The following is an 18,618-nucleotide window of genomic DNA, read 5'->3' as shown; positions in this document are numbered from 1 at the left end:
AACTCCGCTACCTGACGCCGAGTTCGAAGTCGAGGCTGTACCGGTTCCCCGGCATCGCCCCCGCGGCCTTCGCACCGTCGATCGGCAGCACGACGCCGTTGACGAACCGCGACTCGTCGCTGGCCAGGAACACCACGGCCTTCGCGACCTCCCACGCCTCGCCGACGCGGGCCGCCGGGGTGCTCGCGACGAGCTGGTGCTGCATGGCTTCGAACTCCTCCGCCGACGCGAGCGTGCCGCGCAGCATGTCGGTGTCGATCGCGCCCGGGTTCACCGTGTTGGCGCGGATGCCCTGGTGCGCGTGGGCGACGGCGATCGACTTGGTCAGCCCGACCAGCGCGTGCTTGGTGGCGTTGTACACCGGGTCGCCCGGGCGGCCCATCACGCCGCCGTTCGACGACGTCGTGACGATGCTGCCCGCCTTGCGCTCGAGCATGTGCGGCAGCACGGCGCGGGTGCCGAGGAACGCCGCGCGCACGTTGAGCGCGAAGATGTGGTCGAAGTCGGCCAGCGTCGTGTCGACGAGCGGCTTGCCGAGGTGGATGCCGACGTTGTTGAACAGCACGTCGATCCGGCCGGTCTCGGCGATGACGCCGTCGACGAACGCGCCGACCTGGTCCTCGTCGGTCGCGTCCACTATGGAGTGCCGATAACCCGCCGGCGGCTCGGCGGGCTCGCGGATGTCCGACGCGAACACCGTCGCGCCCTCGGCGAGGAACTCCTTCACCGAGGCGAGGCCGATACCCCGCGCGCCGCCGAAGACGACCGCCACCTTGCCGGCCAACCGACCCATCACTTACCCGCTCTCAGTCGTGCTGTCTGCTCTTCGTCCACCACGTAGTCCTCGGGCAGCCGGACGAGTGTGTCCGCGTTCCCGAGGTACCGCACTTCGACGCCGTACACCTCGCGCGCCGCTTCCGCCGAGACGTACCCCTCGACGACGTCCATGAGCACCGCCGCCACCGGCCGTTCGCGCGGCGGCCCGTAACCGCCACCGCCGGGGAGCGTGACGTCCACAACGGACTCCGCGGCGAGGGTAACGCGGCTCTTCGCCGGCAGGTCGGCTCCGCCGCGCAAGCCGAACCGTCCGGGTGAGCCCGCGCCGCCACCGTCCACACCGGACGCCGCCGCGCGCACGCGGTCGACGTTCCCGTTGACGCTCCACGAATCCACGTCGCGTGCCACCATCGTGGTCACCTGTCCGAGGCCACCGCGCCGGCGTCCCGCACCGCCGGAGTCCACCCGCAGTTCCCGGGAGCATTGCACGAGCGGCGCCATGGTCTCGATGACCTCGGTCGGCGTCGAGCGCAGCCCGCTCGGGAAGCCGGTGGTGTTCAGGCCGTCCTTGGCCGCCCGCGCGCCCATGCCGCCGGTCTGGAAGACGTTGAGCATGAACCCGGGGCCGCGCCAGATGGTCATCCACAGCGCGTCCGCGCTCGGCGCGATCGCCGCGCCGGGCAGCGCGCCGATCAGCAGCGACGGCAGGAAGTGCCCGATCAGGTGCCGCGACGCGACCGGCGCCGGCGGCAGGCAGTTCAGCACCGAACCCTCGGGCGCGGTCACGTGCACCGGCCGGAACGAGCCGGCGTTGTGCGGCACCTCCGGCGCGATCGCCGCCTTGACCGCGAACGACGCGTACGCCCGGGTGTAGTTCAGCACGACGTTGATCCCGCGCCGGCTCTGCGGCGACGAGCCCGCGAAGTCGAGGTGGATCTCGTCACCGTCCACAGTGGCCGCAACGCGCAGGACGATCTCTTCGTCGTCGAAGCCGTCGGTGACGATCTCGTTGGTGTAGGTCCCGTCCGGCAGCTCCCGCAGCGCGTCCCGCAGGGCTTTCTCGGAGCGGTTCATGATCTCGGCGGCGACGTCGTCGAGGGTGCCGAGCCCGAACTCGTCCAGCAGCCGGACCAGGCTCGCGGCCCCGACCTCGTTGCCGGTGACCTGCGCGTACAGGTCGCCGATGGTTTCCTCGGGCGTGCGGACGTTGACGCGGATCAGCCGTTCCAGGTCGGTGTTGACCTCACCTGCGCGCAGGAACTTGAGGATCGGCAGCCGCAGGCCCTCCTCGAAGACCTCGTGCGCCTCGGCCGACACCAGCCGGCCGCCGATGTCGGGCGCGTGGCAGCACGACGCGAACCACGCGACCAGCCGGCCGGCCCGGAACACCGGCGTCGCGACGGTGATGTCGTTGATCTGCCCGGCGGTCTGCCACGGGTCGTTGGTGAGCAGGACATCGCCGGGTTCGAGCTGCTCCGGCGGGTACGCGGCGACGAAGTGGTGCATGCCGGTGGCCATCGCGTTGATGTGCCCGGGCGTGCCGCCGACGGACTGGCCGATCATCTCGCCGCGGGAGTCGAACACCGCGCACGCCAGGTCGAGCGATTCACGGACGACGGCAGAGAAGGCCGTGTTGACCAGCGCGTTCTGCTGTTCGGCGAGGATCGAGTGCAGCCGGTTGGCGAACAGTCCGACCAGGATCGGGTCGGTGCCCATCGCCGCCTCCGCGGGAGGGAGTGCGTCGGCGGGGCTCACGCCGTCACCTCCAGCGCGGCGTCCTCGCGAACGACGCAGTGCGCGCCTGGTGGGACGACCACAGTGGACTCGCGTTCCTCCACAATGGCCGGTCCGTCGACCCGGACACCGGGTTCGAGCCGGTACCGGTCGAACACGTCCGTGTCGACAAATCCACTCACCGGGAAGTAGGCCTTACGAGTGCCTTTGCGTGCCTCACCCGGCGACGTCGAGCCGGCCAGCCGGAGGCTGACGTCCGGGGCCGGACCGCTGGAGACGACCCGCCAGTTCAGCACCTCGACGCCGACGTCGGGCCCGGAGCGCCGGTAGAGCGCGCGGTAGGTGCGCGTGAACTCGTCGATCAGGGTGTCGGGCCAGCTGCCGCCGTGGACCGGCACGCGGATTTCGTACCCCTGTCCGGCATACCGCATTTCGGCGATCCGCCGGTGCGTCACACCGTCCACACCGGACTTCGCGAGCAGCGCCGCGCCCTCGGCCTCCATCTCGGCGAACAGCGCGTCGACCTGGTCCCACGACAGGTCGAGCACGGCCGCGCGGGCCGACCGGACGAAGTCGAACGCCAGCGGCGCGGTCAGGAACCCGGCCGCGCTGAGCACCCCCGCGGCCGGCGGCGCGACGATCGACGGCGCCCCGAGCGCGCGGGCGACCCCGACGCCGTGCACCGGGCCCGCGCCGCCGAAGGTGTACATCGGCAGCTTCGCGGGATCCTGCCCGCGTTCGACGGCGTGCACGCGCGCGGCGTTCGCCATGTCCTCGTTGACGCTGGTGTGAATGCCCCATGCGGCTTCTTCGACGCTGACGCCCAGCTTTTCGGCAATGCGGCCTATCGCTTCACGCGCAGCCGACGCGTCGAGCGTCATCCCGCCGCCCAGGAAGTAATCCGGGTCGAGGTAGCCGAGCACCAGGTCGGCGTCGGTGACCGTGGGTTCGGTGCCGCCGCGGGCGTAGCAGGCCGGGCCGGGTTCGGACCCGGCCGAATCGGGGCCGACGGTCAGCAGCCCCAGCGCGTCGATCCGGGCGATCGACCCGCCGCCGACGCCGATCTCGATCATGTCGATGACCGGCACCTGCACGGGCAGGCCGGATCCGGGCAGCAGCCGGTACTTCCGGTCCACTTCGAACTGGTGCGTCACCAGCGGCGCGCCGTCGGCGATCAGGCAGAGTTTCGCCGTCGTGCCGCCCATGTCGAAAGCCAGCAGGTCCGCCAGGCCGATCGACGCGGCGGCGATCGCACCGCCGGCCGGGCCGGACTCGAGGATCCGGATCGGGTACCGGGCCGCGGTGTCCACAGTGGCCAGACCGCCGTTGGACAGCATGATGTGCGGTGCGCCGGCGACGCCGAGCCGACGCAGGCGGCGTTCGAGATCGCGCAGGTACCGTTCGGTGAGGTCCTGGACGTAGACGTTCGCGACCGTGGTCGACGCGCGCTCGAACTCGCGGATCTCGGGCACGACCTCCGACGACAGCGCGACCCGCAGGCCGGGCGCGACGTCGGCGAGGACCTCGGCCGCGCGCCGCTCGTGGACCGGGTTGGTGAACGCGTGCAGGAAGCAGATCGCGACGGCGTCGATCCCCCGGGCGGCCAGCTCGCGGCCGAGCTTCTCCACGTACACCTCGTCGAGTCCGATGTGGACGGACCCGTCGGCGAGGATCCGTTCCGGGACGTCGAAGCGCAGGTGCCGCGGGACCAGCGGCTCGGGCAGCTCGATGAGCAGGTCGTACAGCTCGTACCGGTGCTCGCGCCGCATTTCGAGGACGTCGCGGAACCCGGCGGTCGCGAGCAGCGCCGTGCGCGAACCCTTGCGCTCGATCAGCGCGTTGGTCACCAGCGTCGTCCCGTGCACGACCTGCTCGACGTCGCTCGCGGCGATCCCGGCGTCGGCGAAGAGGGCGGCCAGGCCCTCCTCGACCGCGCGGGCCGGTTCGTCGTGCGTGGTCAGCACCTTGCCGACGGCGACGATCCCGGTGCCGTCCACCGCGCAGAGATCGGTGAACGTGCCACCGATGTCGACACCGATCCTCATCTGCCGACCTTCATCCGGCGGCCTTCCGGTACCACCGCGGCGACGTGTTCAGCGGCGGCTTCAGCTTGGCCTTCACCACCAGCACGTTCGGCTCGTCCGACTCGACGAACTCGCCGAGCAGCCGCCGGAACGCGCGCCCGAACCCGGAGACGCGGTCGGCGTGCACCCCGAAGGAGCGGGCCAGGCCGACGAAGTCCGGGCTGTCCCAGTCGACCCCGCGACGCGGCACGCCTTCCTGCTCCTGGTCGTAACGCAACATGCCGTAACCGCCGTCGTCGACCAGGACGACCGTGACCGGCAGCTGTTCCTGCGCGAGCGTCGCGAGATCACCGCAGGCGTAGAGGAAACCGCCGTCGCCGGTGATGCAGATGGCGCGGCCGACCCCCGCCGCGGCGGCGCCGAGCGACGCGGGGAAGCCGTAGCCGAGGGTGCCCCAGCCCATCGGGTAGGCGAGCTTGCGCGGCGCCCGCACCCGGTGGAAGCCGCCGACCCAGTAGCCGGCGACGCACATGTCGGACACCAGCACGGCGTCCATCGGCAGCACTTCGTCCAAAGTAGACAGGAAGTCGTAGGCCTGCGGCTCCTCGTCGCGGATCCGCTGGCGCACCCGGCGGCCGATGCCGGCCAGCCGCAGCGTGATGTCGTCGAGGCCGTCGCGCTGCTTCGGCAGCAGCCGCTCGATGATCGCGCGCGCGTCGCCGACCAGCGTCAGGTCCGGCGGGTAGTTCTTGGCGGCGTCGTCGGCGTCGACGTTGATCGCGATGAGCGTGGGCGGCTGGGGCATCAGCCAGTTCTGCGTCATCAGGCCGTCGAAGTCGGTGCCGATGGCGAGCACGACGTCGGCCTCGTCCCACAGCTCGCCGACCTCCGGCGTGTGCACCGGGTTCGGCGCCAGGCACGGGTGGTCGAGCGGCAGCAGGCCGCGGGCGGCGAAGGTGGTGATCACCGGCGCGGCCAGCTTTTCGGCGAGCGCGCCGATGGCCTCGCCCGCGCCCGAGCGCAGCGCGCCGCCGCCGGCCCAGATCAGCGGGCGCTGCGCGTCGGACAGCAGCGCTTCGGCCCGGGCGAGGTCGGGGACGTCGCCGTCGGGCTTGCGGTGCGGCGCGGGCGACCGCCGGTGCGGCACGGCCTCGCGCAGGTAGTCAGTGGGCACGCCGAAGTACACCGGCCCGCTCTGCGGCTGCAGCGCGAGCCGGACCGCGCGGTGCACGGTGGTGCCGATCTGGTCGGCCGCGCGGACGGTGAAGCCGCCCTTGGTGATCGGCGCGAACATGGCCTGCTGGTCCGACGTCTCGTGCAGCACGCCGCGGACGACGCCGGGCCGCCGCAGCGTCGAGGGGATGTCCGTGGCGATGATCAGCACCGGCGCGGCGGAAGCCATGGCCTCGCCGACGGCGCCGAGCGTGTTGGCGGCGCCGGGCCCGGTGGTCACCAGCGCGACGCCGAGCTTCCCGGTGGCGCGGGCGTACCCGTCGGCGGCGTACCCGGCCGTCTGCTCGTGGCGGACGCCGATGATCTTGATGCCGGCCTCGGCGAACGCCTCCCACAACGGCAGGTTGTGCACTCCCGGCAGGCCGAAGGCGATCTCCGTGCCCAACGCCTTCAAAGCGTCCGCCAGCTCCCGCGCACCACTCACAGCCACGGCCCGGATACTGCCAGATCGTTGAACGATCTGGCAATCGGCCCTAGACGATGTGGTGCTCGGCCGGTGCGGTACCGGCCGCCGCGAACCGGCGGACGTCCAGCTCGGCGACGTCGACCGCCGTCGGTCGCCCCAGGTAGAGGTCCCGGACCAGCTCGCCGGTGGCCGGGCCCATCTGGAAGCCGTGGCCGGAGAACCCGGTCGCGTAGAAGAACCGCGACAGAAGGACGCTTTCCCCGATGATCTGGTTGCGGTCCGGCGTCATCTCGTACAACCCGGCCCACGCCGTGCGGATGCCGGCGTCCAGCACCGCGGGGATCCGGCGCCCGGCCAGCTCGGCCAGCCGCGGCAGCCACTCGCCCGCCTCGTAGCGGGTGCCGAAGCCCGGGAAGCCGTCGTCCTCGCAAAAGGACATCGCCAGGCCTGCACCTTCGCGGTGGAAGTAGAACGCCGACGGCAGCTCGATGGTCAGCGGCACCGACTCCGGCAATCCGGGCACCGGACCGGTGAAGACGACCTGCCGCCGGAACGGGCGCACCGGCAGGTCCAGCCCGGCCAGCTCGCCGACCCGCCCCGACCACGCGCCCGCCGCGCACACGACGGCGCCGGTCCGCACGAACCCCGCCGTCGTGCGGACGCCCGTCAGAGCGTCACCGTCCCGTTCGATCCCGGTGACCTCGACGCCGGTCCGGAGCTGCGCGCCGCACGCGCGTGCAACTCTCGCGTAGCCCTGCACGACCGCGTCCGGCGTCGCCTTCGCGTCGTCCGGCGACCAGAGCGCCGCGACGACGCCGTCCGGCTCGAGCAGCGGGAGGACGTCCCGCACTTCCGCGGGGTCGAGCAGGTAGCTCCGGACGCCGTGCGCGCGCTGCAGCTCCGCGCAATGTCCGATTGCGGGCACGTCCGCCGGGTCGGTGATCAGGTAGAGGTAGCCGTCGCGGCGGAAGTCGATCTCGACGCCGAACCGCTCCCGGAAAGCGCTGTACTCCGCGAGCCCGCGCAGCCCGAGCTCGGCGTTCACAGGCTTGGTGAACGACGACCGGATGCCGCCCGCGGCCTTCGCCGTCGAGCCCTCGCCCAGGCCGTCGCGCTCCAGCAGCAGGACGTCGACGCCGGCTTCGGCCAACCGGAACGCGCAGCTCACCCCGATCACCCCGCCGCCGATCACGACGACTTCGGCGAACTGTGGCAGAGACGTTTCCCCGGCGCCGCGGACGGTCATACTCGCCAATGTAGAACGTGATCCACCGGTGGCACCCGAACGCGTAGAGTCGGCCCACCGGGGCAGCGACGCTCCGCGCGCGGAAGGTGATGCCCGATGCCGATGATGCCGGTGACCGACTCGATGTTCCTCCTGGTGGAGACGCGCGAGCATCCGATGCACGTCGGCGGCCTGCAGCTGTTCAAGAAGCCCGAGGGCGCGGGCCCCGACTACCTGAGCGGCCTCCGGCGGAACCTGCTCGACTCGGACAACATGCGGCCGGTCTTCCGCCGCCGCCCGGCCCGCCCGGTGAACACGCTCGGGCACGTCGCCTGGTCGACCGACGCCGACCTCGAGCTCGACTACCACTTCCGGCACTCCGCGCTGCCGCAGCCGGGCCGGATCCGCGAACTGCTGGAGCTCACCAGCCGCTGGCACAGCACGCTGCTCGACCGGCACCGGCCGCTGTGGGAGATCCACCTCGTCGAAGGCCTGGCCGACGGCCGGTTCGCCGTCTACACCAAGGTCCACCACGCGCTGATGGACGGCGTCTCGGCGCTGCGTCACCTGCAGGGCACGCTGTCGGACGACCCGTCGGACATGGACTGCCCGCCCTGGTGGGGCACGCGGCACAAACCGGGCGAAGGCCGCACCAAGCGCCCCCGGTCCCTGCTGGACAGCGCCGGCAAGACGGTCAACCAGATCGCGAGCCTGGCGCCGGCCGCGGTGAAGGTCGCGCGGGAAGCGTTCAGCGAGCACACGGTGACCCTGCCGGGCCAGGCGCCGCGGACGATGTTCAACGTGCCGATCGGCGGCGCGCGCCGGTTCGCGGCGCAGTCGTGGTCACTCGACCGCGTGCGGCAGGTGGCCAACGCGGCCGGGGTGTCGCGCAACGACGTCGTGCTCGCGATGTGCTCGGGCGCGCTGCGGGACTACCTCATCGAGCAGCGCGCGCTGCCGGACGCGCCGATGATCGCGATGGTGCCGGTTTCGCTGCGCCGCAAGACCGACCCGGGCGAGGCGACGGGCAACAACATCGGCGCCCTGCTGTGCAACCTGGCCACCGACCTGCCGGACGCCGGCAAGCGGCTCGTCGCGATCCACCAGTCGATGCGCAACGGCAAGCGGCTGTTCTCGGAGCTGACGCCGTTGCAGACGCTGCTGCTGTCCGGGATCAACGTGGCGCAGCTGGGCGTCTCGCCGATCCCCGGCGTCGTCAACAACACGCGGCCGCCGTTCAACCTGGTGATCTCGAACGTGCCCGGCCCGCGCAAGCAGATGTACTGGAACGGCGCGCAGCTCGACGGCATCTACCCGGCGTCGGTGCTGCTCGACGGCCAGGCCGTGAACATCACGTTGACCAGCAACGGCGACAACCTCGACTTCGGCATCATGGGGTGCCGCCGCAGCGTGCCGCACCTGCAGCGGATTCTCACGCACCTCGACACGGCGCTGGTGGAGCTGGAAGCGGCCGTCAAGTAGATCTGTCCACAGTGGACTAGGCGACGCCCTCCGGCGCGGCGCCGGCGATCTGCACGGCGCCGGCGGCGATGCGGTCGATCTCGGCCAAGTCGTCCGGCGTCAGCGTGATGTCGGCGGCGGCGAGGCTCGCCTCGATGTGCTGCGGCCGGCGCGCCCCGACGATCGCGGCGTGCACTCCCGGCCGGGCGAGCGTCCAGGCGATGGCGAGCTGACTGACGGTGATGTCCCGGTGCGCGGCGAAGGCCTGGAGTTCGTCGACGATCTTGAGGTTGCGGCGCAGGTTGTCGCCCTGGAACGCGGATGAACGTGACCGCCAGTCGGTGGTTTCGAAGGTGCTGTCCGGGGTGAACGCGCCGGTGAGCAGGCCGCTGCCGAGCGGGCTGTAGACGAACACGCCGATGTCGTGCTCGCGGGCGTAGGGCAGCGGATCGGTCTCGATGCCGCGCCGGAACAGGTGGTACGGCGGCTGGAGCGTCTCGACCGGCCGCGTCTCGTCGAACGCGGCCAGCTGCGCGGCGTCGTAGTTGGAGACGCCGACGTGCCGGACCTTGCCGGCGTCGACGAACTCCTGCAGCAGTCCGGCGACGTCGGCCGCCGGGGTGTCGGGGTCGGGCCAGTGCACCTGGTAGACGTCGATGTGGTCACGCCCGAGGTTGCGCAGGCTCTCGTCGAGCCCCTGGGTGAGCCACGCGCGCCGCGAGTCGCGCGGCCGCTGCGCCCGCGGGTAGATGCCGCCCTTGGTGGCGACGACGACGTCTTTCTCCGTTTGCAGCGCCCGCCCCAGCAGCACTTCGGACCGGCCGCGACCGTAGGCCTGCGCGGTGTCGAAGAAGTTCACGCCGAGCGCGCGGGCGTGGTGGATCGCCGCGATCGCGGTGTCCTCGTCGAAGGCGCCCCAGTCACCGCCGAGCTGCCACGTCCCGAAGGCGATCTTCGAGACTTCGAGGCCGCTGCGGCCCAAGATCGTCGTACGCATGCGTCCAGCACAGCACAGACGTCGGACCACTGCACCGATCTTCCCGGCGAGCGAAACCCCCAAATAACTCTTTGACAGTTGCGCTCGCATCCCCGAAACTCGGGAGCATGTCCCTCGACGACCTCCGGGTCCTGGCCCACCCGTTGCGCATGCGGATCCTCTCGCTGCTGACGGGCACGGCGATGAGCGCGGCGGAGGCAGCACGCGAGCTGGGCGAAACCCAGGCGAACATCAGCTACCACTTCCGCCGCCTGCACGACGCGGGCCTGCTGGAGGTCGCGGAAGAAGTCCGCATCCGCGGCGGCCGGGCCAAGCGCTACCGCCACGACCCCGACTCCGGCCGGCGCCTCACGTCCCGGGACCCCGTCGAGGAGCAGATGCTGACAAGGGCGATCGCGAGCGAGCTGCTCCGCCGAGCGGAGTCGCGCGCCTCGGGCCGCCCAGCGTCACTCTCGGACGCGGACCTGTGGCTGGCCCCGGAGGTGTGGTCGGACCTCCTGGCCCGCGCGAAGGCTCTGAGCCACGAACTCCACACCGCGGCGCAGGCCCCGAGAACGCCGGGCACGGTCCGCGTCAGCGTCAGCATGGCGCTCTTCGAGCTGAAGCCGGGAGAAGCACCGTGACCACCGGATCCGAGCCGGCCCGAAGAGCAGCCCCCACCCTTCCCGGGGGGCGTCCCCGATCCCAGCGTACCGCCGCCTGCCTGCGAAAACGGGGGGTGCGGGAATCTGTGGACAACTTCGTCCCGGTGGACAGCGAACTTGACATCGGCGTCGAACCGGGCCTGCTTCCCCAGCCGGACCTCGCGCGACGCATCCGATCGGCGCCGGCCCGCCGCGACGTCGTCCGGGCGGGCACCGGCCGTGCACCGCAGGCGCTCCCGACGAGCGCCGTGTCCGAACCAGCCCCGACGCCGGCGAAGGAGACGCGATGAGCCTGCCGTTGCTCGCTCCGTTGCGGGAGCACCGGTTCCGGGCGCTCGTCACCGGGCGGACCTTCGCCGACTTCGGCAACGCCGTCGCGCCCTTCGCGCTGGCCTTCGCCGTGGTCGACCTGACCGGGTCGGCCGTGGACCTCGGGATCGTCGTCGGGGCTCGATCGATCGCCAACATCCTGCTCGTGCTGTTCGGCGGGATGCTCGCCGACCGGTTGCCGCGATCGGTGATCCTGCAAGGCACCGAAACCGCCGCCGCGCTCACGCAGGCCACCATCGCCGCGAGTGTCCTCTGTGGATTCGCCTCCGTGCCGCTGCTGGTCGGGCTCAGCCTCGTCAACGGCGCCGTCTCGGCCATCTCGCTGCCCGCCGCCGCGTCGCTCACGCCGTTGACCGTGCCCGGCACGCTCCTCACCCAGGCGAACGCGCTGCTCCGCCTCCTGTCGAACATCGGCCGGATCGCCGGGGCCAGTCTCGCCGGCGTCCTGGTCGCCTTCGCCGGTTCCGGGTGGGCACTCGCCGGAAACGCGCTGCTGTTCGTCGCCGCCGCGCTGTCTTACCACCGGATCCGACTGCCGAGCGGCGATCGCATCCCCGGCAGCCGCCCGCTCGCGGAACTCGCCGAGGGCTGGCGCGAATTCCGCTCCCGGTCGTGGGTGTGGCTGGTGGTGCTGCAGTTCATGCTGGTCAACGCGGTCAACTCGGGCGCGATCGTGGTGCTCGGCCCGCTGGTCGCCGACGACACGTTCGGCCGCACCGGCTGGGGCCTCGCCCTCGCGGTCCAGACGGCCGGGGCGTTGCTCGGCGGCGTCCTCGCGGCGCACTGGCGACCGCGGCGGATGCTGTTCCTCGGCGTCGCGCTGGTCATGGCGGGCGCGCTCCCGATGATCGCACTCGGCGTGACGCCCTACCTGGCGCCGCTGCTGCTCGCGATGTTCCTCGGCGGCATCGCGATCGAGCAGTTCTCCGTCGCGTGGGACGTGTCGCTGCAGGAGAACATCCCGCCGGAGAAGCTCGCCCGCGTGTACTCCTACGACATGCTCGGCTCGTTCCTCGCGCTGCCGCTCGGCCAGATCAGCGCGGGCCCGCTGGCCGAGCACGCCGGCCGCGAGACGACGCTGGTCGGCGGCGCGGTGCTGGTCGTCGTCACCACCGCGCTCGTGTTGTGCAGCCCGCAGATCCGCGGCCTGGTCAGGCGGACGCCGGTCGCACCAGTAGGAGGTTCAGCAGGCTCGCGCTGAACACCACGTCGCCGCCGTCGTCGACGAACTCGACCTGCGTGCGCAACACTCCCCGATCCGGCTTCGACCGCGAGACGCGGGCCTCGGTCACGGTCGCGCGCAACCGCAGCACTGCCCCGGGCCGGACGGGACGCGGCCAGCGAAGCTCGTCCACCCCGGGACTGCCCAGACTGGCCACAGTGGACAGGTAGTGCGCCGCGTAGAGCCACATCATCAGGCTCGCCGTGTGCCAGCCACTCGCGATCAGCCCGCCGAACGGGCCGGCCGCCGCCGCGGCCGGGTCGACGTGGAAACTCTGCGGGTCGTACCGCTCGGCGAACTCCAGGATCTCGGCCTCGGTCACCTCGACGCTCCCGCAGTCGTAGGTCGCGCCGGGAACATAGTCCGCGAAGTAGCGGTCGCCGATCGGGGTGCCGAACTCGCTCGTCATGGCCGCAGGGTGCCACAAGAACACTTCGATCCGGAGCGAACGGTTCCCCGGCTACGCTCGACGCCATGCCCGGCGAACCCGACATCACCTCGGTCGCCCAGGCGATCGGCGAACCGGCGCGGGCCGCGATGCTCCTGCAACTGATGGACGGCGCCGCGCACTCCGCCCGGGCCTTGGCGACCGTGGCCGGGATCGCGCCGTCCACCGCGAGTTCGCACCTGCGCCGGCTCCGCGACGCGGGACTGGTGCGACCGACGCGGGGCGCCAACGCCTGCACCGGCTGGCCGGCCCGGAGGTCGCGCAGCTCGTCGAAGCGTTGGCCGCCCTCGCCCCGCCCCGGTTGCCCGAGCGGCTCCAACCCGACCCACCGACGGGACCGTTGCTGCGGGCCCGGGCCTGCTACGGCCACGTGGGCGGACAGCTCGGCGTCGACATCGCGGCACTGCTGCGCAAGGACGGCGTGATCGACGACCTGGCCCCCGGCGAATCCGGCACGGTCCGCACCTTCGACCAGCCGCTGCTGGCCGCCCTCGGCATCGCCGCACTGCCGGACTCGCGCCCCGGCGTCCGGGCATGCCTCGACTGGTCGCACGGCACCGTCCACCTCGCCGGAGCGTTGGGCGCAGCACTGTTCGCAGCGTTGCTCGACGACGGCTGGGTACGTCGCCGACCCGGTGGTCGCGCCCTGCGGATCACCGAACCGGGACGCCGCCGCTTCACCGAACTCGGCATCGGCTGACGCCCGCGCATCAGTGTCGGGCCGCAGTGGATTTCGCTCTCGCGGCCGCAGTCCCGCGCATAAGTGCCGGGCTGCAATGGGGTTGCCGCTCCCGCGCCGCAGCCCCGCGCATCACTACTTGACCTGCTCGCGCTGCCGCCCGCGCGGCCAATAGTCAGGCCACAACGGCCGCCACGCTACCGGCCCGGCGCGGATCTCAAGACCAGGCCGCGATGGCCGTTGCTCGCGCTACCGGCCTGCGCGGGGCTCCGGGGTCAGGTCGCGGTGACCGTCCAGGCGCCACCAGCTCTCGAGCGTCTCGCGGAGCGCCTTGAGCAGCTCGCCGCCCGTCTCCAAGGGGACCAGTGCGGCCGGGCCGTCGCCGACTCTCAAGCCCGCGGCCAGCCGGTCGCCCTGCTCGATCAGCCCGACGACCACCCGCGTCGGTTCCCCGGTGACGTCGACGGTCGGAATAGCTCGTTCGTACCGCCAGCCTTGAGCGTTCACCCGGCCGACAGTGGCACAGCTTTCCCTGCCGTGGCCGGGGTTTCACCCTTACGTGGTCAGGCGGGCGCCCACGGCCGCACTTCCTCCAGCAGCTTCGCGACGGCCAGCACGAGGTCGTCCGAGTGCCGCGGCCCGACGATCTGCAGGCCGACCGGCAAGCCCGCCGACGTCTTCCCGGCCGGCACGCTGATCGCGGGCTGCTGGGTCATGTTGAACGGGTACGTGAACGGCGTCCACTCCGGCCACTCGCTCAGCCCGCTGCCCGGCGGCACGTTGTGGCCCGCCTCGAACGCGGGGATCGGGACGGTCGGCGTGATCAGCACGTCGTAGCGCGTGTGGAACTCGCCCATCAGGATGCCCAGCGCGGCGCGCTCGGCGGTCGCGTCGAGGTAGTCGCTCGCCGACCACGTCTTGCCCAGCTCCCAGACCTTGCGCAGGCCGGGATCGGTGCGGTCCTCGGACCCCGGCGGGAAGCTGTCGAGCAGCTTCGCCGCGCCGGAGGACCACAGCACGTCGAACGCCGGCTTCGGGTCGGCGAACCCGGGGTCGGTCTCTTCGACGTGCAGCCCGGCGTCGCCGAGCGCGCGCACGGCCGCCGCGACGATCGCGGCCACCTCCGGGTCGACGTCGACGTAGCCGAGCGTCGGCGAGAACGCGGCGATCAGGCCGCGCACGTCCCGCCGGACCGCCTCGCGGAACGACGTCACCGGCGGCGCCAGCGCGGCCGGGTCGCGGTGGTCGGGGATCGACAGCACGTCCATCAGCAGCGCGGTGTCGTCGACCGACCGCGCCATCGGGCCGGCGTGCGACAGCGGCCCGAACGGGCTCGCCGGGTAAAGCGCGATCCGGCCGTGGGTCGGCTTCAGCCCGACGATCCCGCAGAACGACGCCGGGATCCGCACCGAGCCACCGCCGTCCGTGCCGACGGACAGCTCACCCATCCCGGCGGCGACCGCCGCGGCGCTGCCGCCGCTGGAGCCGCCCGAGGTCTTCGTCGGGTCGGCCGGGTTGCGCGTGATGCCCTGCAGCGGGCTGTCGGTGACGCCCTTCCAGGCGATCTCCGGCGTGGTCGTCTTGCCCAGCAGGACGAGGCCGGCCTCGCGCATCCGCGCCGCGACCGGGCTGTCGACGTCCCACGGCTGGTCCGGATCGATGCTCTTCGAGCCCCGGACGGTCGGCCAGCCCTGCGTCAGGAACATGTCCTTGATCGAGGACGGCACGCCGTCGAGCAGGCCGATCGGGTTGCCGTCGCGCCAGCGGATCTCGGACGCCTTGGCCTGTTCCAGCGCCCCGTCGGCGTCGACGAGGGTGTAGGCGTTGCACTCACCGTCCCGGGCCTCGATGGCCTGCAGCGCGTTCTGCGTCGCCTCGACCGGTGAGAGCTCACCGCTCGAGTAGGCGGCGACGAGCTCGCTGGCGGTCAGCATCCTGTCGTTCATCCGGCTCCCTGGTTCCCCGACGGCACGTACCCGAGCGTCTTGTCGACGACGTTGCGCAGCGGCTCCCCAGCGCGCCAGCGGCGGAAGTTCTCGGCGAACACCTCGACCAGCGTGTTCCGCCAGCCGATGAAGTCCCCGGACATGTGCGGCGAGAGCAGCACGTCCGGCATGTTCCACAGTGGACTCTCGGGCGGCAGCGGCTCGGTGTCGAACACGTCGAGCGCAGCTCCGGCGATGGCGCGATCCGTCAGCGCCGCGACCAGGTCGGACGTGACCACCAGCTCGCCCCGCCCGACGTTCACGAACCGCGCCGACGGCTTCATCGCGGCGAACGCGCGCGCGTCGAACATTCCCTTGGTGTTTTCGGTCAGCGGTGCGACTGCTACGACGTAGTCGGCCTCGGGCAAGTACTCGGTGAGCTGCGCGGAGTCGTGCACGACTCCGAAGTCGGGGTCGCCGGTACGAGCGCGGCGTCCGGCGCCGCTCACCCGCATTCCGGCCGCACGCAGCAGCCGCGCGATGGCCCGCCCAATCGGCCCGGTGCCGACGACCACCGCCGTGCGCCCGGCGATCCGCTCGCTCTCGCGGTGCAGCCAGCGGCTCTCGCGCTGCAGGTCGTGCGAGCGCGCGAAGTCCTTGGCGAAGGCGAGCACGACGCCCAGGACGTACTCCGCGATGGCGTCGTCGAAGACGCCCCGCGAGTTGGTCAGGACGACGTCGCTCTCGACGAGCCCCGGGAACAGCACCGGGTCGACGCCGGCGCTGGCGATGTGCAGCCAGCGCAGCCGGTCGGCCGCGTACCAGGCGCCCGGCACCGCCGTCGAGAGGAAGTCGTAGATGAACAGCGCGTCCGCTCCGGACAGCGCTTCGGGCAATCCCACCGCGTCCGTGTAACGCACGACCGCCCCGGATTCGACTGCACGCATGTCCGGTGGGCGGTGCTCGCCGCAGAGCACGGCCAGGACCGGAGTTTCCCGGGTTTCCGAGGCGATCACGTTGACACGGTAAAAGCGGCTCGTATGATTGTCAACAATCCGAGGAACGACCCCCGGAGCACCGGACGTGTCATCAAGTTCAGACGTATTCCGGAGGCTGAGCCTTGGATTTTGACTTCCTGGCGTTCGAAGGCCCGCTGGCGCAGCGCGGCATCGGAGTGATCGCGCCCTTCGACCTCGCCCTCGAGCGCGAGCTCTGGCGCTGGGTACCGATGGAGGTGTCGCTGCACCTCGCCCGCACGCCGTACGAGCCCGTGCCGGTGAGCATGGAGATGGCGCGCCTCGTCAGCGACAGCCACCACCTGGCCAGCGCCACCCGCGACGTGCTGCACGTCGAGCCCGAGGTCGTCGCCTACCTCTGCACGTCGGGCAGCTTCGTCAACGGCGTCGACTACGAGCGCTCGCTGACCAAGGCGATCTGCGACGCCGGCGCGCCGGACGCCGTCACGACCTCGGGCGCGCTGGCCGAGGTGCTGCACCAGCTCGACCTGCACCGCGTCTCGGTGCTCACGCCGTACGATGCCGACCTGACCCGGGCGCTGCACGACTTCCTCGGCGAGCTGAACGTCGAGACCGTCGCCAGTGACCACCTCGGGCTGGGCGGCGGGATCTGGAAGGTCAGCTACCGGACCATCGCCGAGCGCATCCTCGCCGCCGACCACGGTGACGCCGAAGCGATCTTCGTCAGCTGCACCAACCTCCCCACCTACGACCTGATCGAGCCGCTCGAGACCGCGCTCGGCAAACCGGTGCTCACGGCCAACCAGCTGACCATGTGGGCGTGCCTGCGCCGCATGAACCTGCCCATCGTCGGCCCCGGGAAGTGGCTTCGTGACGTGTCGTGAAGGGTTTCCTTGACCATCCCTCTAGGATTGTCGACAATTTGCGTCTCTCCGGAGGTTCCGTGACCACCATCGGCTTCATCTACCCCGACCACGCGGCCGAAGACGACTACCCGCTCGCCGAGCAGCTGCTCGGCGGGACGGCCGCCGCCGAAGGCGGCATCCGGCTCGCGGTCGAGCACATCTACGGCACCGACAAGCACGCGGTCGCCGAGTTGCTGGACCTCGGCAGCGAGACCCGCCTCGCCGACGGTGCCGCCCTGCTCAAGAAACACGAGCCCGACGCCGTCATCTGGGCCTGCACCAGCGGCAGCTTCGTCTACGGCTGGGACGGCGCCCAGGACCAGATCGACCGGCTGAGAGCCGTCGCCGGCGTGCCCGCTTCCAGTACCTCCTTTGCGTTCGTGCACGCCGCGCGCTCCCTCGGCGTCAAGCGGGTCGCCGTCGCCGCCACCTACCCGGACGACATCGCCCGGCTGTTCGCGGGCTTCCTCGAGGCCGGCGGCATCGAGGTCGTCTCGATGGCCGCCGCCGACATCGTCACCGCGGCCGAGGTCGGCGCGCTGCCCCCGGAGGCCGTCGTCGAGCTCGCCGTGCGCCACGACCACCCGGACGCCGACGCGGTGCTGGTGCCGGACACCGCGATGCGAACCCTCCAGGAGATCAACACCCTCGAAGCCGCACTGAAGAAGCCCGTGCTGACCGCCAACCAGGTCACCGTCTGGGAGGGCCTGCGCCTGACCGGGCGGCACCGCCTCGTCCGCTCCCTCGGCGCACTCTTCCGGCATGTGCCGGACCGGAGCGCCTGACATGGCGCTCCCACCGGGCATGCTCCCCGCGATCGAGCCGGTCAGCCGCGAGTCGACGGCCGCCGTCATCGCGCGCCAGCTGCGTGACGCGATCATGACCGGCACCCTGCCGCCGGGCACCCAGCTCGGCGAGACCGACCTGGCCGCCCGGTTCCAGGTGTCACGGGGGCCGCTCCGGGAAGCCATGCAGCATCTCGTGTCCGAAGGACTGCTGCGCAGTGAACGGCACCGCGGCCTGTTCGTGATCGACCTCGAGCCCGGTGACGTCTACGACATCTACGCCGCCCGCTCCGCGATCGAACGCGCCGCGATGCTGCGCGCCATCCGCGGCGGCGAACGCGACCGGATCGCGGAGGTGCTCGAGCGGACTGTCGTCGAGATGGCGGCCGCCGCGAGTGACGACGACCCGAGCGCGCTTTCGACGGCGGACCTGAGGTTCCACGAGGCCCTGATCAACGCTTCCGGCAGCAAGCGGCTCGTCCGGATGGCCCGGACCCTGCTCATCGAGACCCGGATGTGCCTGACCGCGCTCCAGGGCACCTACCAACGGGTCGAAGAGCGTGTGGACGAGCACACGAAGCTCATCCAGGCCCTCCGCGAGGGCGACGAGGAGACGGCGCTCGCCCTCCTGGACGCGCACATGGAGGACGCGGTGCAGCGCCTCGCACCGGGCACCAGCCTCGTGGAGGGACACGCCCCACCGGTGCCCTGACGCTCGGCCGAGCACCCGTGCCGCCGGCCCGATCACGCGACTTCCCCGCGCTCGCAACGAGGACGCCCGTGATCGGAGATCCGACACGTGTGATCGCAGGCGCGACACGCGTGATCGGAGCGTCGGCACGCGTG

19 protein-coding genes are annotated in these 18,618 nt (G+C 71.7%); 9 read left to right on the top strand and 10 right to left on the bottom strand.

The features are described from left to right. Positions 1-7 precede the first annotated feature (7 nt). Genes OG570_RS19270 through OG570_RS19250 form a run of 5 tightly spaced genes read right to left on the bottom strand, consistent with a single transcriptional unit; the run spans position 8 to position 7,420 of the window. Positions 8-793, bottom strand: coding sequence for an SDR family NAD(P)-dependent oxidoreductase (locus OG570_RS19270; protein WP_326958119.1), 786 nt, complete (start codon positions 791-793; stop codon positions 8-10). After that, entirely contained in the window at positions 793-2,493 is a 1,701-nt protein-coding gene (locus OG570_RS19265; protein WP_326960086.1) for a hydantoinase B/oxoprolinase family protein, read from the bottom strand. Before OG570_RS19265 ends, OG570_RS19270 begins: the two co-directional genes overlap by 1 nt. A 35-nt stretch (positions 2,494-2,528) precedes the next feature. After that, positions 2,529-4,556 (bottom strand): hydantoinase/oxoprolinase family protein, encoded by a 2,028-nt coding sequence (locus OG570_RS19260; RefSeq protein WP_326958117.1) that lies wholly within the window; start codon positions 4,554-4,556, stop codon positions 2,529-2,531. Between the two features lie 10 nt (positions 4,557-4,566). Continuing rightward, the gene (locus OG570_RS19255) at positions 4,567-6,198 is read right to left on the bottom strand and encodes a thiamine pyrophosphate-binding protein (protein WP_326944181.1); all 1,632 of its coding nucleotides are present in this window, start codon (positions 6,196-6,198) and stop codon (positions 4,567-4,569) included. Positions 6,199-6,241: 43 nt separating this feature from the next. Next, on the bottom strand, positions 6,242-7,420 hold the full coding sequence (locus tag OG570_RS19250; RefSeq protein WP_326958115.1) for an NAD(P)/FAD-dependent oxidoreductase: 1,179 nt from the start codon (positions 7,418-7,420) through the stop codon (positions 6,242-6,244). A 96-nt stretch (positions 7,421-7,516) separates the two neighbouring features. Here OG570_RS19250 and OG570_RS19245 point away from each other — a divergent pair, with 96 nt between their 5' ends. Then, positions 7,517-8,881, top strand: a complete 1,365-nt coding sequence (locus OG570_RS19245; protein WP_326958113.1) for a WS/DGAT/MGAT family O-acyltransferase — start codon at positions 7,517-7,519, stop codon at positions 8,879-8,881. Positions 8,882-8,897: 16 nt separating this feature from the next. On the opposite strand, the gene OG570_RS19240 is transcribed toward OG570_RS19245, so the two are convergent. Next, positions 8,898-9,857, bottom strand: a complete 960-nt coding sequence (locus tag OG570_RS19240) for an aldo/keto reductase (protein WP_326958110.1) — start codon at positions 9,855-9,857, stop codon at positions 8,898-8,900. A 107-nt stretch (positions 9,858-9,964) separates the two neighbouring features. Here OG570_RS19240 and OG570_RS19235 point away from each other — a divergent pair, with 107 nt between their 5' ends. From OG570_RS19235 to OG570_RS19225, 3 genes are all read left to right on the top strand, one after another. Further along, entirely contained in the window at positions 9,965-10,480 is a 516-nt protein-coding gene (locus tag OG570_RS19235) for an ArsR/SmtB family transcription factor (protein ID WP_326958108.1), read from the top strand. A gap of 125 nt (positions 10,481-10,605) precedes the next feature. After that, entirely contained in the window at positions 10,606-10,791 is a 186-nt protein-coding gene (locus tag OG570_RS19230; RefSeq protein WP_326958106.1) for a hypothetical protein, read from the top strand. Continuing rightward, complete coding sequence (locus OG570_RS19225; protein ID WP_326958103.1) at positions 10,788-12,032, top strand: MFS transporter; 1,245 nt, start codon at positions 10,788-10,790, stop codon at positions 12,030-12,032. The genes OG570_RS19230 and OG570_RS19225 overlap by 4 nt, the downstream gene beginning before the upstream one ends. Here the strand turns inward: OG570_RS19225 and OG570_RS19220 are convergent. Continuing rightward, a complete protein-coding gene (locus OG570_RS19220; protein WP_326958100.1) occupies positions 11,983-12,462 on the bottom strand; it encodes a MaoC family dehydratase in 480 nt (159 codons plus the stop codon). The genes OG570_RS19225 and OG570_RS19220 overlap by 50 nt on opposite strands. A 65-nt stretch (positions 12,463-12,527) precedes the next feature. On the opposite strand from OG570_RS19220, the gene OG570_RS48290 reads away from it, so the two are divergent. Next, positions 12,528-12,926: an ArsR/SmtB family transcription factor gene (locus tag OG570_RS48290; RefSeq protein WP_442788280.1), complete on the top strand. Its 399-nt coding sequence runs from the start codon at positions 12,528-12,530 to the stop codon at positions 12,924-12,926. Then, on the top strand, positions 12,872-13,201 hold the full coding sequence (locus OG570_RS19215; protein WP_326958098.1) for a hypothetical protein: 330 nt from the start codon (positions 12,872-12,874) through the stop codon (positions 13,199-13,201). Before OG570_RS48290 ends, OG570_RS19215 begins: the two co-directional genes overlap by 55 nt. A 228-nt stretch (positions 13,202-13,429) precedes the next feature. Here the strand turns inward: OG570_RS19215 and OG570_RS19210 are convergent, their stop codons facing one another. The 3 genes from OG570_RS19210 to OG570_RS19200 are packed head-to-tail and all read right to left on the bottom strand — an operon-like array spanning position 13,430 to position 16,121. Beyond that, positions 13,430-13,687, bottom strand: a complete 258-nt coding sequence (locus OG570_RS19210; RefSeq protein WP_326944188.1) for a hypothetical protein — start codon at positions 13,685-13,687, stop codon at positions 13,430-13,432. 56 nt (positions 13,688-13,743) lie between these two features. Then, positions 13,744-15,126, bottom strand: coding sequence for an amidase (locus OG570_RS19205; protein WP_326944189.1), 1,383 nt, complete (start codon positions 15,124-15,126; stop codon positions 13,744-13,746). Beyond that, a complete protein-coding gene (locus OG570_RS19200) occupies positions 15,123-16,121 on the bottom strand; it encodes a D-2-hydroxyacid dehydrogenase (RefSeq protein WP_326958096.1) in 999 nt (332 codons plus the stop codon). The genes OG570_RS19205 and OG570_RS19200 overlap by 4 nt, the downstream gene beginning before the upstream one ends. Positions 16,122-16,225: 104 nt before the next feature. Here OG570_RS19200 and OG570_RS19195 point away from each other — a divergent pair, with 104 nt between their 5' ends. From OG570_RS19195 to OG570_RS19185, 3 genes are read left to right on the top strand one after another with little or no spacing between them, the layout of a single operon-like run. Further along, complete coding sequence (locus tag OG570_RS19195) at positions 16,226-16,966, top strand: maleate cis-trans isomerase family protein (protein WP_326958094.1); 741 nt, start codon at positions 16,226-16,228, stop codon at positions 16,964-16,966. A 59-nt stretch (positions 16,967-17,025) separates the two neighbouring features. Beyond that, positions 17,026-17,772, top strand: a complete 747-nt coding sequence (locus OG570_RS19190; protein ID WP_326958092.1) for a maleate cis-trans isomerase family protein — start codon at positions 17,026-17,028, stop codon at positions 17,770-17,772. 1 nt (position 17,773) lies between these two features. After that, positions 17,774-18,484, top strand: a complete 711-nt coding sequence (locus OG570_RS19185; RefSeq protein ID WP_326958090.1) for a GntR family transcriptional regulator — start codon at positions 17,774-17,776, stop codon at positions 18,482-18,484. Positions 18,485-18,618: the final 134 nt, after the last annotated feature.

The sequence above is a fragment of the Amycolatopsis sp. NBC_01286 genome, assembly GCF_035982555.1.
Classification (GTDB): domain Bacteria; phylum Actinomycetota; class Actinomycetes; order Mycobacteriales; family Pseudonocardiaceae; genus Amycolatopsis.
This window is presented reverse-complemented; position numbering and strand designations above follow the sequence as displayed.

Bases quoted from the DNA above. Each gene is read 5' to 3' on its own strand.
- OG570_RS19270 (WP_326958119.1), bottom strand. From the start codon at position 793: ATGGGTCGGTTGGCCGGCAAGGTGGCGGTCGTCTTCGGCGGCGCGCGG.
- OG570_RS19265 (WP_326960086.1), bottom strand. From the start codon at position 2,493: ATGGGCACCGACCCGATCCTGGTCGGACTGTTCGCCAACCGGCTGCAC.
- OG570_RS19260 (WP_326958117.1), bottom strand. From the start codon at position 4,556: ATGAGGATCGGTGTCGACATCGGTGGCACGTTCACCGATCTCTGCGCG.
- OG570_RS19250 (WP_326958115.1), bottom strand. From the start codon at position 7,420: ATGACCGTCCGCGGCGCCGGGGAAACGTCTCTGCCACAGTTCGCCGAA.
- OG570_RS19245 (WP_326958113.1), top strand. From the start codon at position 7,517: ATGCCGATGATGCCGGTGACCGACTCGATGTTCCTCCTGGTGGAGACG.
- OG570_RS19240 (WP_326958110.1), bottom strand. From the start codon at position 9,857: ATGCGTACGACGATCTTGGGCCGCAGCGGCCTCGAAGTCTCGAAGATC.
- OG570_RS19235 (WP_326958108.1), top strand. From the start codon at position 9,965: ATGTCCCTCGACGACCTCCGGGTCCTGGCCCACCCGTTGCGCATGCGG.
- OG570_RS19225 (WP_326958103.1), top strand. From the start codon at position 10,788: ATGAGCCTGCCGTTGCTCGCTCCGTTGCGGGAGCACCGGTTCCGGGCG.
- OG570_RS19220 (WP_326958100.1), bottom strand. From the start codon at position 12,462: ATGACGAGCGAGTTCGGCACCCCGATCGGCGACCGCTACTTCGCGGAC.
- OG570_RS48290 (WP_442788280.1), top strand. From the start codon at position 12,528: ATGCCCGGCGAACCCGACATCACCTCGGTCGCCCAGGCGATCGGCGAA.
- OG570_RS19205 (WP_326944189.1), bottom strand. From the start codon at position 15,126: ATGAACGACAGGATGCTGACCGCCAGCGAGCTCGTCGCCGCCTACTCG.
- OG570_RS19185 (WP_326958090.1), top strand. From the start codon at position 17,774: ATGGCGCTCCCACCGGGCATGCTCCCCGCGATCGAGCCGGTCAGCCGC.